Below are 13764 nucleotides of genomic sequence, written 5' to 3'. Positions count from 1 at the left end.
CGGCGGCCGCACGCCGGCCGCCGCGCCGCTACGGCAGCCGCAGCGCCGGCCTGCGGTGCGGGGGCGCGGTGGCACCGTGCAGACCGCGGAAGGCGTACGCGGCGGAGATCAACGCCATGTGGTGGTACCAGCCCGGAAACGAACGCCCCGCGAAGTCCAGCAGCCCGAAGTCCTGCCTCAGGGCATCCAGCACGGCCGACGTCCCACCGGTCAGCGCGGCGGTCGCCGCAACCGTGCCGGGGGAGTGGTGGACCAGACTCGTGAGCCACAGCCGGCCGGTCGTGCCGGTGTCGCCTCCGCTCGCGAAGAGCCGGTACGGAGGTCCGGGCGAGTGCCCTGGGGAGCTGCCCGGCAGGTGAACCAGCACCGACGGCGGGCCACTTGCCCGCTGGGGCCCGTCGGGTGGGGCGAGGGTGTCGCCCTCCGGTCCCTGGCCGCGGAGCAGGCTCCGCGCACTGACCGGCCCCGGGGATGCCTCGCCGACGGGGACCACGGCCAGCTGTGGCGGCACCGCGACGACGAGGTCCCGGCGCCGCATGGCGAGCCCGCGCACCAGGTACCCGACGTCGGGATCGTTGCTCATGTCGGCGAGGACCACGGCAGACGGCGAGTCCACACGGGCCGACAGCCGGTCGACGAGCCGGAGCGCGTGTGCCCATGTCGGGAGGTACTGCTCGGAGTCCGGAATGCGCGCGTCGTGGCGCCGTTCGGGGTCCTGCGTCCAGGCCCGCGGCAGGTACAGGGACCAGTCGACGGGAATCTGCACCGTGCCCACGTGGAGGAAGGAGCCCAGCCCCAGCTGGCAGTTGAGCGTACGGCCCGAGTGCAGATCGAAGCGGCGGTGCACGCCCACCGACTTGTCGCCCCTCTTGGGCAGGACGGTCCGGCCGATGGACCACACGGCCTCCGGACGCCGGCCCGCCACCCAGCGCGTGATCTCCTCCGCCACGTCGTCGAAGTTCCACGGGCTGAGGCTGACGAACTGGCGCAGCGACTGCACGACGGACGGATCGCGGGATATTCCGGCCGCAATCCTGCGTACCGTCTTCTTGCCCGGTGTGGCGAGTAATCCGCTCAGATAGGCGTGGGCGCACTTGCGTTGATCGATCCGGCGTAAGCTCTTGAAGATCGTCCTGCTGAAGTGTTCCAACGTTGAATCTGAACTTGCGGTGTCCGTCGCATGACGTGGAAGCGACGACGAGTGCGGTGGGGCCGTTTCCATTCCGCGACAACTCCCCCGAGTTTCTGGCCATGTGAAGGTTGAGTGTAGGACGCGCTTCACAGTGGCGCCACCGTCGCGTCGGATGGCTTGATCTGGCACCTCGGATGGCGCGGACCCCGGCATCGAGGGGCCGTGGACCGGTGGAGCCGCTCACCGCCTGACCGCCCCGGTGTCGGGCGCTCGGGCCCCCGGCCCCCGGATCCCGGGGGCGAGCCGCGGCCACCGGCAGGCCCGGAAACGACCCCGGTGCGTGCCTGACCATCCATCAGATGCAGCTAAGGCCCGGTTTGTTGGCCGATCTGCGACGTGCTGCCTACCCCCACATCACGCCATCCGTGGCCGCAGGGCGGCGTCAAGGGAACGTTCGAACTCCGCAAAGTAGTACTCGATGGTGCCAAGATCCTTGAACTGGTGCCGCGGCTGGGATCTACTCAAGGCCGCAGCAGGTGGCCGTCCCGCCGACAACGAGAACCGGTCATTATCGGCTTTCTCGGGTCGCTGCCATTCGGTGGCGGAACGTGGCCGACGTTCTTTGTACGCGTGCCATGAACGACGTGAATGCCTCCCCGGTCGAGGGGGCAATCGCGCGAAACCAATCGGTGTACCAGCACGTCGACACGGGGGCATGATGGCAAATCAGGTCGAGGAATGCTCGGAGCCCAAGACGGTCATATTCGGTAGACCCGCGGGAACCACCTCGCACGGCCGCAGAAGCAGGGAAGCGGACCAGCGGCGCGAACAGGTGCTCACGACGAAGGTGGGATTGCACATCCCCGCCGGACTCGCCTTCGAGGAGTGGGAAAACGCCGGACGTCAGCTCTCCGGGCTGCTCAACTCCTCGTCCTGGTGGCTGGGCGACTGGCTCGTATACGGCAAGGCCCACTATGCCGACCGCTACGAGCGAGGCATCCGAGCCGCCGGCCTCCAATACCAGACGCTGCGCAACTACGCCTGGGTGTCCCGGCGGTTCGACCTGGACCGGCGGCGGTCCGCCCTCAGCTTCCAGCACCACGCGGAACTGGCCTCGCTGCCTGTCGACGAGCAGGAGACCTGGCTGGACCGCGCCGAACGGATGCAGTGGAGCACCAAGCAACTGCGCAACGCCATCCGCAGCGAACGCGAGGGCGCCTCGCCGCAGCCGGACGTCGCGGCGACGACGCGTCGGCTCGCCGTGCCCGACAACCGGCTCCAGTGGTGGCACAAGGCGGCGGTGCAGGCGGGCATCGAGCTGGAGGACTGGGTGATGGCCACACTCGACGCGGCCGCCAGCCGGCTGCTGGAGGACCCCGGCCGGCGCCTGTCCCTGGAGTAGCGATGTCCCTCGCGCTGTCCCGTCGGCGGGACGGCGCGATCCGCTCACGAGAGCACCGCCCCGTCCTCCTCGTGTGGACGGGGCGGAGGCATGTCCCAAGCAAACCCGAGGCACGCGGAAAGCGAAAGCGATCCGTCCTCCGAAAAGAATCAAATCGAGCGTTGCTGCATGCGATGGCGGGCGCGCTCCCGAGGGCCTTCCGATGCTGCTTCAATAAGTCAGCCATTGCTGCAGGAAAGACGGGAGCGAAATGTCGCACACGTATCCGGTGAATTCCGCGGGCAGTGTCCGTGCCGCGTCGCCGCGCCGTTATCTGATGTGCCGCCCCACGCACTTCGACGTCACGTACTCGATCAATCCCTGGATGGATCCCGGCAGACCCACGTCGGCCGAGGTGGGCCTCGGCCAGTGGAAACGGCTGCACGACGTGTTCGTCGGCCTGGGGCACGAGGTGGAACTCATCGATCCGGTGCCCGGACTGCCGGACATGGTGTTCGCGGCGAACGGTGCCACCGTCGTCGACGGCAAGGTCCTCGTCGCCCGGTTCCGGCACCCCCAGCGCACCGACGAGGCCCGGGCGTACCTGGACTGGTTCGGCCGCGGCGACTGGTCCGAGGTCCGGCAGGCCGAGTACGTCAACGAGGGCGAGGGGGACTTCCTGTTCGCCGGCGGGGAGATCCTGGCGGGGACCGGCTTCCGCTCCGACCCCAGGGCGCACGACGAGGTGCGCGAGTTCTTCGGCCGCCCCGTGGTGAGTCTGACGCTCGTCGACCCGCGCTGGTACCACCTGGACACCGCGCTCGCCGTGCTCGGCGACGGGCACGTCATGTACTACCCGGCGGCGTTCTCCGCCCAGAGTCGCGCGCTGCTGTCCGAGCGCTTCCCCGACGCCCTCCTGGCCGGCGAGGCCGACGCCGCCGTATTCGGCCTCAACGCGCTGTCGGACGGCCGCAACGTCGTCCTGCCGCGCCAGGCCGTCGGGCTGGCGGCGCAGCTGCGCGAGCACGGCTACACACCCGTCGGGGCCGACCTGACCGAGATGCTGAAGGCGGGCGGCAGCGTCAAGTGCTGCACACTCGAACTGCGTACCCGCTAGGCGTGTGCGAGGGGCCCGGCTCCCCAGGGGAGCCGGGCCCCTCGGCAGGGCGGGTCGGCCGGGGTGTCGCGTCCCGGCCGGTGAGCCTCAGGGCCCCGAGCTGGGCAGCCTGTCCATCAGTTCCGCCGTCTCCCGGTGCCGGCCGCACTCCCGCCCGCTGAAGGACTTCTGCACCCGCTCGCGCACGTCGGCGGGCTGCTCCTGGCTGAGTTTGAACATGCCCTGGGCGCCCGTCACCGAGATCCGGAAGGCGCCGACGCCGGCGACGATGCTGCGGAAGTAGTCGACCGACTCCGACTGGTCCCAGCCGGCCCCGAACCGGTCCTCGAAGGACAGCGCCGTGGCCCGCACGACATCGAGCGTCTCCTCCAGCGAGTCGATCTTCTCGACCACGCCGCGCACATGAGCCGAGGTGAAGTTCCACGTCGGCGCGGCCGGTGAGGTCTCGTACACCGTCGGGGAGACATAGGCGTGCGGGCCGGTGAAGGCCAGCAGGACGACGTCCCCGGTGCTCAGCGCCCGCCAGTGGGGGTTGGCCCTGTTCATGTGCGCCAGCAGCGTGGCGCCCACCAGGTCGTCGGGCCAGTCGCGGGTCGTCCCCGGGTCGGGAATCACGGGAAGGTGCGTGGCGAAGGGACCCTCGTCGGCACTTCCGTTGATCACCGCCAGCGCCAGGGGATTCCGGCGGATCAGGTCGGCTATCCAGGAACCGTCCGGTTCGCGATAGTGACGGGGAACGAACACCCGGACATCACACTCCTTCGTGGTCGGTTTCCGGAAACAGGTCCGCCGCTTCCGGAGCTGGGTGCACCGTACGTCGACGGCGCATTTCCCAGGCCTTTTTCGATGCCTTTTCCGAGGCCCTTTTGTGATGCCCTTTGTGATGCCGTCCCGCCGGCGGACGGAAGACCGGAATTCCGGGCCGTCCACCGGGGCGTCGGACACGGGACGGCGGAGCCGCGACGGCTGTGCCGCCTAGCAGTACTCGGCCTCCAGGACGGGGAGCACGGTCTCCGCCCCCCAGCTGCTGTTGTAGTTGACGGTGATCTGGTGGCCGCCGTCCTGGGTGGTGGCGGCCAGGGTGATCCACCCCGGCATGCCCCCGTCGTGGTACCAGAACGGGACGCCGCAGCTCGTCGTGAACCGTTCGATGCCGAGCCCGTAGGCCGACCCGGGGAAGTCGGGGTTGTCGACCGTGGTCCGCATCGCCTTCAGCTGACGCGGCGGCAACAACTCGCCGGTCATCAGAGCCCGGTAGAACCGGTTGAGGTCGCCGGCACTGGAGATGATGTCGCCGTCGCCCCAGCCCTGGGATCCGTTCATCTCGGTGACGTCGTCGACCCGGTCGGGCGCCGAGGGGAAGAGCCGGGCGTAACCGCGGCTGCTCGGCCGCGGCAGGCCGGCGTCCTCGCCCGGGTGGGACGTCGCCCTGAGCCCCAGCGGTTCGACGATCCGCTCGCGCACCTCGTCCTCGTACGGCCTGCCCGCGACCTTCTCGACGATCAGCGCGGCCAGGATGTCGTTGGTGTGGGAGAACCAGTGCCGCGCGCCGGGCCGGAACGGAGGCTCGTGCGAGAGGGCCACCCTCACCCGCTGCCCGGGTGTCACGGTGTCGTAGCGGTGCCGCAGGAATCCCTCACCCGTCATGTACGTCGCGACGTACCCCTCGTCGGCGAGGTAGTCGAACAGGCCGCTGGTGTGGTTGAGGAGCTGCCGCACGGTGATGCGGCGGCCGTCGTTGCCGTTGCCCCGCACCAGGCCGGGCAGGTGGCGCTCGACGGTGTCGTCGAGCCGGAGCCGCCGCTCCGCCTCCATCTGCAGCAGGACGGTCGCCACGAACGTGTCGGTGATGGTGCCCACACGGAACCGGTCGTGTCTGCCGCGCGGGGCACCCGTCCTCAGGTCACCGACGCCGGCTGCCGAGGACCACACGCCGTCGGCGTCCCGCACTTGGGCGGTGACGCCGGGGACACCGGCTGCCACGGCCGCGTCCAGCGCCCGCTGCGTGGCCTCGTGACCAGCCGCCGCGGCACGGGAGTCCTGCGACGCCCGGGCGGGAGCCGTGAAGGCGGTGGCCACCAGCACGGTGGCCGCCGCCAGAGCGACCGTGCCGGCCTTGAGGCGCTTGCGAATCGTCATGCGTGCTCCTGGAGTCGTTCGTCATCGGCTGTGCGGTCCGTCGCCCGACGGCGCCCGCGGGTGGCCGGGTGGGCGCCGCGGGTGGGGGTGCGGGCGGGGGTGGGGAAGACGGCGTGCTCGGGCGCCCCGTGAGGGTCCTGCCGCACACCCGGCGGGAGGCGGGGCCGACGCGCGCCCGGATGGCGGTGGGGCCCTGGGCGGTGCCGTGCACGGACGGATGCCCCGGCCGACCGCCGGCGCCCGCCCCGTGTGTTCGACCGTGGGCGCGGGTCCGGGTACGTCCGGTGGCCGGGACCGCCGGCAGCGGCGGGGAGGCACCGGGTTCGGCCGGCCGTCGTGTCCGCCCCCGGTGAGCGGCACCAAGAGAACACACCCCGCCCCGCCCCGGCAACGGAATCGGGCCCGTCCGGCCGCCGCGGCCTCGTCCCGCCGACGGGACACGGGAGGAGGCGGGAACCGGGCCGGAGGACGAGCAGCGACGGACAGCGCAAACGTCCGGCAGCGGCGCGCCCCGTGCGGCCCGGCGTCGTCTTGACCGTCTGATCCGCCTCCGTGGACCGTGGTGGTGCTCCGCGGATGTCATCAAGGAGCGTGAGCGGCAGGGGGAGACGGCGTGGGACACGAGGGCAGGGACACCGACGTGGTGATCGCGGGCGCCGGGCCGACAGGCCTGATGCTCGCCTGCGAACTGCGGCTGGCGGGCGTCGACGTGACGGTGGTCGACCGGCTCGCGCGGCGCACGGGGGAGTCCCGGGCCGGCGGGATGCACTGCCGCACGCTGGAAGTGCTGGACCAGCGAGGGGTCCTGGACCGCTTCCTGGCAGCCGGTGAACTGACGCCGGTCGGCCATTTCTCGGGACTCATGCTGGACTTCGACGGGTTGGAATCCCGGCATCCGCTTCCGCTGACGATCCTTCAGTCGGCGGTGGAGCGGCTGCTGGAGGAGTGGGCCACCGAACTGGGCGTACGGGTGCGCTGGTCGGCCGAGGTGGTCGGGGCGCAGCAGGACGGGGACGGCGTGACCGTCGGGCTGCGCACCGCCGAGGCGCCCTCCGCGCCGCTGCGCGCCCGCTATCTGGTGGGCTGCGACGGCGGCCGCAGCGCGGTGCGCAAGCTGGCGGACATCGCCTTCCCCGGCACTCCGGCGACGATGACCGCGATGATCGGCGACGTCGAACTCCCCGACCTGCCCGAGGAGTACGTCTGGGCGAGGCGCTGCGCGACCGGCGAGTACTCGGCGATCTCATTCGAGCCGGGCTGGTACCGGGTGATCACGTCCGACTACGACCGTGTCGCCGACCGCGACGAACCCGCCACGTTCGAGCAGCTCCGGCAGTCCCTGGTCAAACTGGCGGGCACCGACTACGGGATGCGCAACCCGCGGTGGATCTCCCGGTTCGGGGACGCCGCGCGGCAGGCCGCCCGTTACCGGGCGGGCCGGGTCCTGCTCGCGGGCGACGCGGCGCACATCCACTTCCCGGCCGGCGGGCAGGGCCTGAACACCGGAGTGCAGGACGCGGTCAACCTGGGCTGGAAACTCGCCTCGGTGGTCCACGGCCGGGCACCGGAAAGCCTGCTCGACACCTACCACGCCGAACGCCATCCCGTGGGGGAGCGGGTCCTGCAGAACACCCGGGCGCAGGCGGCCCTGACCCGCCCGGGCGCGCAGACCGACGCGCTGCGCGAGGTGTTCGCCTCACTGCTGGTGTACGACGACGTCAACCGGAGGCTGCGCGACATGCTCACCGCGCTGGACATCCGGTACCCGGTCGGGGGCCGTCACCCGCTGGCGGGCCGCCGGGTGCCGGACGCCGGCCTGAAGACACCCGACGGTGCCACGCGCGTGTACGAGCTGCTGCACGCCGCCCGCCCGGTCCTGCTCGACCTGCGCGGCAACGCCGGCCCGGGCACGGCCGCCCGGGACTGGGCCGACCGCGTCGACATCGTCGAGGCACGGTGCGAGGACGCGTACTGGGCCGTCCCGTCCCACGACGAGATCCCGGCTCCAGGCGCCCTGCTCATCCGCCCCGACGGTCATGTGGCCTGGGCGGCCGGGCCGGACAACGTCCCCGACACCGCCGCGCTCCGGACCGCTCTCACCACCTGGTTCGGCCCACCCCGACCCGGTCCCCGGAGGCCGACGGCGATCCCCGGCCCGGGGGCCGGCTGACGAGATACGCATCGTCGTCCGCCCCGCACATCTCCCCGCCCACGCGACGCCGTTACGCCCTGGCGGGCCGAACCGCCGAGTAACGCCCGCACCCGTGATGGGTGATGCTGTAATGAGCGCGGGCCGCAGCGACACGCTGGGCCCGGCACCGCGCGCACCCGCGCCCCCGGCTCTCGGCGCGGGCCGGGTACGGGCACGCGGGCGAAGCAGCACAGGGGGACTGAGCGGTCATGGAGAACTTGCGGCCCGGCGATCCCGCGCAGGTCGGGGACTACCGGTTGCTCCGGCGCCTGGGGGCCGGGGGCATGGGGCAGGTGTACCTCGGGCGGTCGCAGCGGGGGCGCACGGTCGCCGTGAAGCTGGTCCACGCGCAACTGGCGTACGACGCGGAGTTCCGTCGCCGCTTCCGCGCGGAAGTCGCCGCGGCGCGGCGGGTCGGCGGAGAGTGGACGGCTCCGGTCCTGGACGCGGACACCGAGGCGGACACCCCCTGGGTGGCCACCGGTTATGTCGCCGGACCCACGTTGCACCAGGCGGTGGCCGAGATCTGCGGTCCGCTGCCGGAGCAGTCGGTGTGGCACCTGGCGTCCGGTCTGGCGCGTGCGCTGCAGAGCATCCACGCCTGCGGACTGGTGCACCGGGACCTCAAACCGTCGAACGTCATGCTGACCGTCAACGGCCCCCGGGTGATCGACTTCGGCGTCGCGCGCGCCGCGGACGCCAGCGTGCTCACCCGCACCGGCGCGATGGTCGGCTCCCCGGGATTCATGTCGCCCGAGCAGATCCTGGGCGGTGAGATCACCGGGTTGAGCGACGTGTTCAGCCTCGGACTGGTGCTGGTGTTCGCCGCCACGGGCCGGCAGGCGTTCGGCAGCCCGGACAGCGGCGCCCACGCCATCATGCTGCGGGTGACCGAGGACGAACCGGACCTGACGGGCCTGCCCGAGGCGCTGGCCGCGTTCGTGACACGGTGCCTCGCCAAGCGGCCCGAGGACCGGATTCCGCTGTCCGAGATCGTGACGACGGCGGAGGCGGCCACGGCGCAGGCCGACCCGGCCGCGTGGCTTCCGGGCGCCCTGATGGTGGAGCTCGGCCGGCATGCCTCCGGCCTGCTCGACCTGGAGGAGCCGCCGCCGACCCGGGTCGACCAGCCGTCCGCCGGCCGGGGCGGGGACGCCGTGCACGCGCTGCCGACCGAGCACGGCGTGCGCCTCCCGCCCCCGCCGCCGGGCACTCCCACACCCGTGCCGATGCCGCCGGTGCCCGCCCCGACCCCCGTACCCCCGGCGCGGGCACCGGGGACGACGGTCACCACACCGCCGATGCCCCCGGTACCGGGCGGCTTCCGGCCGGGCGGCCGCAGCCCGAGGCGGGTCGGCCCCGTGCTGGCCGTGTCGGCCGTCGTCGCCGTGCTCGCCATCGTCCTGGCCGTGAACCGCCCCGGCCTCGGAGGGAACGACGACCGGAACGGTTCCGGGGCGTCCGGGGCGTCCGGGGCGTCCGGGGGACCTTCCTCCGGGGGTTCCCCGAAGGCGTCCCCAGGCGACTACCAGGGTCAGTGGACCGGCAACGTGCGCGAACCGGACGACGACCTCTACTCGATCAAGCTGGACTACAAGGGCGGGAAGATCGGCGACCAGGTGGCCACCGTCGAGTACCCGTCGCTGGCGTGCAGCGGCCGCTGGATCCTCACCATGGACACCGGGCACTCGGTACAGGTCCGGGAGGAGATCACCGAAGAGAGCAGCCCGTTGAACTGCGCCGACGAGGTCGACATCGTCCTGACCCCCGCCGGCGAGGGCAGCCTGCGCTACGAGGTGAAGAGCGTGGGCGACAGTGCGACGCTGCGGCGCGGCCGATGACCTGACGGGGGGAGACCTCAGTCCGGCAACGGCAGCGGAGGAAGCTGCTGGTACTCGGAGCGGCCCCGGTTGAGCACGGAGATCGTCGCGGCGGTCAGCCAGGGCACGGTCGGCCCGGCCAGCCGCATCGGCTCCCACTGCTGGTAGTCGGTGAACAGCGCCCACTGGTCGAGCACGGGGAGGAAGCTGATGATCTCGTGGTGTCGCAGCGACACCCAGCGGTTCTCGGCCGCGACGTGCAGCAGCGTGCGACGGTCGGTGAGGATCGCCCGGCAGGGGGAGAAGTCGCGCCACTGCGCCTGCGCCATCGCCTGCGCCCGGTTGCGGGCGCTGCTGTTGGCGACCGCGTCCCCGACCAGTCCGGCGGCGACGAACAGCGGCGAGCCGAAGTAGAAGCCCGAACGCTGGTCGTAGCTCACGTTCATGCCGTAGAAGCGCGCGTAGTCCGCCGCCACGTCGCCGTACGCGACCTCACCCACTTCGAGCAGCACGCCCGGAGTGGCGATGGGGGCCAACTCCCCTCCGTTGCGCAGATGCCGGTGCAGCGAACACGCGGCTTCCCAGCCCTGCTGGTGCAGGGCGTGCAGGTGATCGTCGGCTGGATTCTGACGTGGCACTGCCTCTGGCCCCCCATGCGAAACGGCTGCTTCTCCGCCGCTCCCCATGGTGCCAGGTGAGGGGCGGGACGGGAGCCGCGTGCGCGGGCCCTGGTGGATCCGGTGTGAGCCCTGGAACACCCGCGGACGGCTGACCGGGGCCCGCGGACCGTTGTACGCTCCGAAGAACGCCCTTGACCTGCACAAAGCGGGCAGGGAGCAGACAAGTCGGGAGCTTCTCCATGCTGCGTACCATGTTCAAGTCCAAGATCCATCGCGCCACCGTCACCCAGGCCGACCTGCACTACGTGGGATCCGTGACGATCGACGCCGACCTGCTCGACGCCGCCGATCTGATGCCCGGTGAACTCGTGCACATCGTGGACATCACCAACGGGGCCCGCCTGGAGACGTACGTCATCGAGGGCGAGCGCGGCTCCGGCGTGATCGGGATCAACGGGGCCGCGGCCCATCTCGTCCACCCCGGCGACCTCGTGATCATCATCAGCTACGCCCAGGTGACGGACGCCGAGGCACGGGCACTCGCGCCGCGGGTCGTGCACGTGGACCGCGACAACCGGATCGTGGCCCTGGGCGCGGATCCGTCCGAGCCGGTGCCCGGCTCGGACCAGCAGCGCAGCCCGCAGGCCGTCGGGGCCTGAGGCGAGACGACAGGAGCAGGAGCGTTCCATGAGTGACCCGGAGATCCGTGACGACCGGGAGGCGGGTCGTCTGGAGGCCGTGGCCGACGGTGAAGTCCTCGGCCGTATCGAGTACTTCGTGCTCGACAGTCCCGAGCACGCCCTCGTGCCCGTCCACACGATCGTGGAGCCGGCCCATGAGGGCAAGGGCATCGCGGGTTCACTGGCGCGCGAGCTGTACGCCATCGCCGCGCGCGAACAGAGCGCGGTCGCCCCGCTGTGCCCCTACGTCGCCAAGTGGTCCGAGCGCCACCCCGACGAGGCCCCACCGGCGGGCGAGCCCCTGCTGACGGCGGCGAAGGCCTGGCTGAGGGCCCACCCCGACCGTTTCTGATCGTCCCGGACCCTCCGGTCCTCCCGGACCCTCCGGTCGTCCCGGACCCTCCGGTCGTCCCGGACCTCTGAGCATCCTCGGACCGCCCCCTGCCTCCACCTGGCCCCCTCCCGTCCCGCCCCGGAGTGACTGCCGAAGCGGGTGCCGGGTAGGCGGGGGATTAGTCCAGTGCCGGAGTCGTCCCACTGGCTGGAGGACCTGATGACGAACCCGTATCCCGACCCCGTGCCGCCGGCACCGACACCGGGCCCCGATCCCCGGCCGCCCGAGCCGCCCGGCCCCGACCCGGTGCCGAACCCGCAGCCCCCGCCCGGCCCCGAGCCGACGCCGTCGCCGCCGTCGCCCACGCCGCCCCCGGGCCCGACCCCGCCCCCGCCGCCCGGCCCCGACCCGGTGCCGAACCCGCAGCCCCCGCCGGGCCCCGACCCGTCCCCCATCCCCCCGGGACCGGACCCCGTGCCCAACCCCGAACCCGGCCCGCCGCTCTCCTGGACCACCGCGTGACCCCGGCATGAAACCGGCATGAAACCGGCATGAGAACGGGGCCGGTGGACAGCCCCGCAAGGCGTCCACCGGCCCCGTTCTCACGTCGGCTCGGCGCGTGGCGCTACGCCGTGACCTCCGACCGGTCCTGACCCCAGAGCGTGTGGAACGACCCGTCCCGGTCCACCCGCCGGTAGGTGTGCGCACCGAAGTAGTCCCGCTGCCCCTGCGTCAGCGCCGCCGGCAGCCGCTCCGCCCGCAGGGCGTCGTAGTAGGCGAGGGCCGCGGCGAACCCGGGCGTCGGCACGCCCTGGCGGGTCGCGGCGACCAGCACCTCGCGCCAGTCGTCCTGAGCCTGGGCGATCTCCTGCGCGAACGTGTCGTCCGACAGCAGGCTCGGCAGGTCCGGCCGGGCGTCGTAGGCCGCGCGGATGCGGTCCAGGAACGCGGCCCGGATGATGCAGCCGCCCCGCCACAGCGCCGACACCGCGCCGAGGTCGATGTCCCAGCCGTACTCACCGCGGGCCGCGTCGATCTCGTGGAAGCCCTGCGTGTACGACACGATCTTCGACGCGTACAGCGCCTGCTCCACCCGGTCGGCGAAGGCCCTGGCCTCCGCCTCGCCGAGCGGCTTCGCCTTCGGGCCGGCCAGCCCCCGCGAGGCCTCACGCAGCGCCGCGTGGCCCGACAGCGAGCGCGCGAAGACGGCCTCGGCGATACCGGACACCGGAACGCCCAGGTCGAGGGCGATCTGGACCGTCCAGCGGCCGGTGCCCTTCTGCTCGGCCTGGTCCACCACCACGTCCACGAACGGCTTGCCCGTCTCCGCGTCCACGTGCGACAGCACCTCGGCCGTGATCTCGATCAGGTAGGAGTCGAGACGGCCCTGGTTCCAGGTGCGGAAGATGTCCGCGATCTCGGCGGGGGAGTACCCGGCGACGTCCCGCAGCAACTGGTACGCCTCGCCGATGAGCTGCATGTCCGCGTACTCGATGCCGTTGTGCACCATCTTCACGAAGTGCCCGGCACCGTCCGGACCCACATGGGAGACGCACGGCGAGCCGTCGGCCGCCTTGGCCGAGATCTTCTCCAGCATCGGGCCCAGCGAGTCGTAGGACTCCTTCGGACCGCCCGGCATGATGCTCGGGCCGTTCAGGGCGCCCTCCTCGCCGCCGGAGACGCCCATGCCGACGAAGTGGATGCCCTGCTCGCGCAGCTCCCGCTCCCGGCGCCGGGTGTCGGCGAAGTGCGCGTTGCCGCCGTCGATGATCATGTCGCCGGGCTCCAGCAGCGGCGCGAACTCCTGGATCACCGCGTCCGTCGGGTCACCGGCCTTCACCATCACGACCAGCCGCCGCGGCCGCTCCAGGGCCGCGACGAAGTCCTTGGCGGTCTCGCACGCGATGAACTCCCCCTCGCCGCCGAACTCCTCGACCAGCGCGTGCGTGCGCGAGGGCGTCCGGTTGTGCACCGCCACCGTGTAGCCGTTGCGGGCGAAGTTGCGGGCGAGGTTGCGGCCCATGACCGCAAGGCCCGTGACGCCGATCTGCGCTGTACTGCTCATCCGGTTCGCTCCTAAAGACCTCGGTATCGGTGCCGTCGGCGGGTGCCCGCCGACGTGACCCCCGCCGACCATCCTGACGTGCCGCTACTGCGTCCGCACGCGCGGGTCGCACGACGTCGCGCAGGACGATACGCACGCAAGCCCCCGTCGCACTCAGCCGAGGTACGCGTCCCCGCGCGCGCCGCACCCGTGCACCGCGTGGCGTACGCGATGCACCGCCGAGGCGCACGACGCGCAACAGGGGCCTCATACCGGCCAATTGAACTCCCGGGCGGCCGATAGGCG

General features: G+C 72.0%; 12 protein-coding genes. 7 read left to right on the top strand and 5 right to left on the bottom strand.

The genetic code is table 11. The features are described 5' to 3' along the window. Nucleotides 1–28: 28 nt before the first annotated feature. Nucleotides 29–1222 carry an IS701 family transposase gene (locus ABTZ58_RS07960; protein WP_502996026.1) on the bottom strand — a complete coding sequence of 398 codons (1194 nt, stop codon included), beginning with the start codon at nucleotides 1220–1222 and terminating at the stop codon, nucleotides 29–31. A gap of 757 nt (nucleotides 1223–1979) precedes the next feature. Between ABTZ58_RS07960 and ABTZ58_RS07955 the strand changes: the two genes are divergently transcribed. Together ABTZ58_RS07955 and ddaH are read left to right on the top strand one after the other, a co-directional pair. Further along, complete coding sequence (locus tag ABTZ58_RS07955; RefSeq protein ID WP_351351786.1) at nucleotides 1980–2534, top strand: LmbU family transcriptional regulator; 555 nt, start codon at nucleotides 1980–1982, stop codon at nucleotides 2532–2534. Between the two features lie 250 nt (nucleotides 2535–2784). Further along, nucleotides 2785–3630: a dimethylargininase gene (gene ddaH, locus ABTZ58_RS07950; protein WP_351351783.1), complete on the top strand. Its 846-nt coding sequence runs from the start codon at nucleotides 2785–2787 to the stop codon at nucleotides 3628–3630. Between the two features lie 87 nt (nucleotides 3631–3717). Here the strand turns inward: ddaH and ABTZ58_RS07945 are convergent, their stop codons facing one another. Both ABTZ58_RS07945 and ABTZ58_RS07940 read right to left on the bottom strand, forming a co-directional pair. Further along, nucleotides 3718–4374 carry an FMN-binding negative transcriptional regulator gene (locus tag ABTZ58_RS07945; RefSeq protein WP_351351780.1) on the bottom strand — a complete coding sequence of 219 codons (657 nt, stop codon included), beginning with the start codon at nucleotides 4372–4374 and terminating at the stop codon, nucleotides 3718–3720. A 231-nt stretch (nucleotides 4375–4605) separates the two neighbouring features. Further along, complete coding sequence (locus ABTZ58_RS07940) at nucleotides 4606–5769, bottom strand: serine hydrolase domain-containing protein (protein WP_351351777.1); 1164 nt, start codon at nucleotides 5767–5769, stop codon at nucleotides 4606–4608. Nucleotides 5770–6382: 613 nt separating this feature from the next. Between ABTZ58_RS07940 and ABTZ58_RS07935 the strand changes: the two genes are divergently transcribed. After that, on the top strand, nucleotides 6383–7939 hold the full coding sequence (locus tag ABTZ58_RS07935) for an FAD-dependent monooxygenase (protein WP_351351774.1): 1557 nt from the start codon (nucleotides 6383–6385) through the stop codon (nucleotides 7937–7939). Between the two features lie 230 nt (nucleotides 7940–8169). Next, the gene (locus tag ABTZ58_RS07930; protein ID WP_351351771.1) at nucleotides 8170–9801 is read left to right on the top strand and encodes a serine/threonine-protein kinase; all 1632 of its coding nucleotides are present in this window, start codon (nucleotides 8170–8172) and stop codon (nucleotides 9799–9801) included. A gap of 17 nt (nucleotides 9802–9818) precedes the next feature. On the opposite strand, the gene ABTZ58_RS07925 is transcribed toward ABTZ58_RS07930, so the two are convergent. Next, a complete protein-coding gene (locus tag ABTZ58_RS07925) occupies nucleotides 9819–10418 on the bottom strand; it encodes a hypothetical protein (RefSeq protein ID WP_351351768.1) in 600 nt (199 codons plus the stop codon). 221 nt (nucleotides 10419–10639) lie between these two features. On the opposite strand from ABTZ58_RS07925, the gene panD reads away from it, so the two are divergent. The 3 genes from panD (at nucleotide 10640) to ABTZ58_RS07910 (ending at nucleotide 11936) form a co-directional block, all read left to right on the top strand. Next, entirely contained in the window at nucleotides 10640–11059 is a 420-nt protein-coding gene (gene panD, locus ABTZ58_RS07920; RefSeq protein WP_351351765.1) for an aspartate 1-decarboxylase, read from the top strand. Beyond that, nucleotides 10998–11432 carry a GNAT family N-acetyltransferase gene (locus tag ABTZ58_RS07915; protein WP_351351864.1) on the top strand — a complete coding sequence of 145 codons (435 nt, stop codon included), beginning with the start codon at nucleotides 10998–11000 and terminating at the stop codon, nucleotides 11430–11432. The genes panD and ABTZ58_RS07915 overlap by 62 nt, the downstream gene beginning before the upstream one ends. Nucleotides 11433–11600: 168 nt before the next feature. Beyond that, complete coding sequence (locus tag ABTZ58_RS07910; RefSeq protein WP_351351762.1) at nucleotides 11601–11936, top strand: hypothetical protein; 336 nt, start codon at nucleotides 11601–11603, stop codon at nucleotides 11934–11936. A gap of 103 nt (nucleotides 11937–12039) precedes the next feature. On the opposite strand, the gene gnd is transcribed toward ABTZ58_RS07910, so the two are convergent. Then, nucleotides 12040–13479 (bottom strand): NADP-dependent phosphogluconate dehydrogenase, encoded by a 1440-nt coding sequence (gene gnd / locus ABTZ58_RS07905; RefSeq protein ID WP_351351759.1) that lies wholly within the window; start codon nucleotides 13477–13479, stop codon nucleotides 12040–12042. Between the last annotated feature and the right edge of the window lie 285 nt (nucleotides 13480–13764).

It is taken from the genome of Streptomyces sp. NPDC094143 (assembly GCF_040303825.1).
Classification (GTDB): Bacteria; Actinomycetota; Actinomycetes; order Streptomycetales; family Streptomycetaceae; genus Streptomyces.
This window is presented reverse-complemented; position numbering and strand designations above follow the sequence as displayed.

What these genes read in the sequence shown, in the direction of transcription:
- ddaH (WP_351351783.1), top strand. Translation starts at nt 2,785, where the DNA reads ATGTCGCACACGTATCCGGTGAATTCCGCGGGCAGTGTCCGTGCCGCG.
- gnd (WP_351351759.1), bottom strand. Translation starts at nt 13,479, where the DNA reads ATGAGCAGTACAGCGCAGATCGGCGTCACGGGCCTTGCGGTCATGGGC.
- ABTZ58_RS07960 (WP_502996026.1), bottom strand. Translation starts at nt 1,222, where the DNA reads ATGGAAACGGCCCCACCGCACTCGTCGTCGCTTCCACGTCATGCGACG.
- panD (WP_351351765.1), top strand. Translation starts at nt 10,640, where the DNA reads ATGCTGCGTACCATGTTCAAGTCCAAGATCCATCGCGCCACCGTCACC.
- ABTZ58_RS07940 (WP_351351777.1), bottom strand. Translation starts at nt 5,769, where the DNA reads ATGACGATTCGCAAGCGCCTCAAGGCCGGCACGGTCGCTCTGGCGGCG.
- ABTZ58_RS07930 (WP_351351771.1), top strand. Translation starts at nt 8,170, where the DNA reads ATGGAGAACTTGCGGCCCGGCGATCCCGCGCAGGTCGGGGACTACCGG.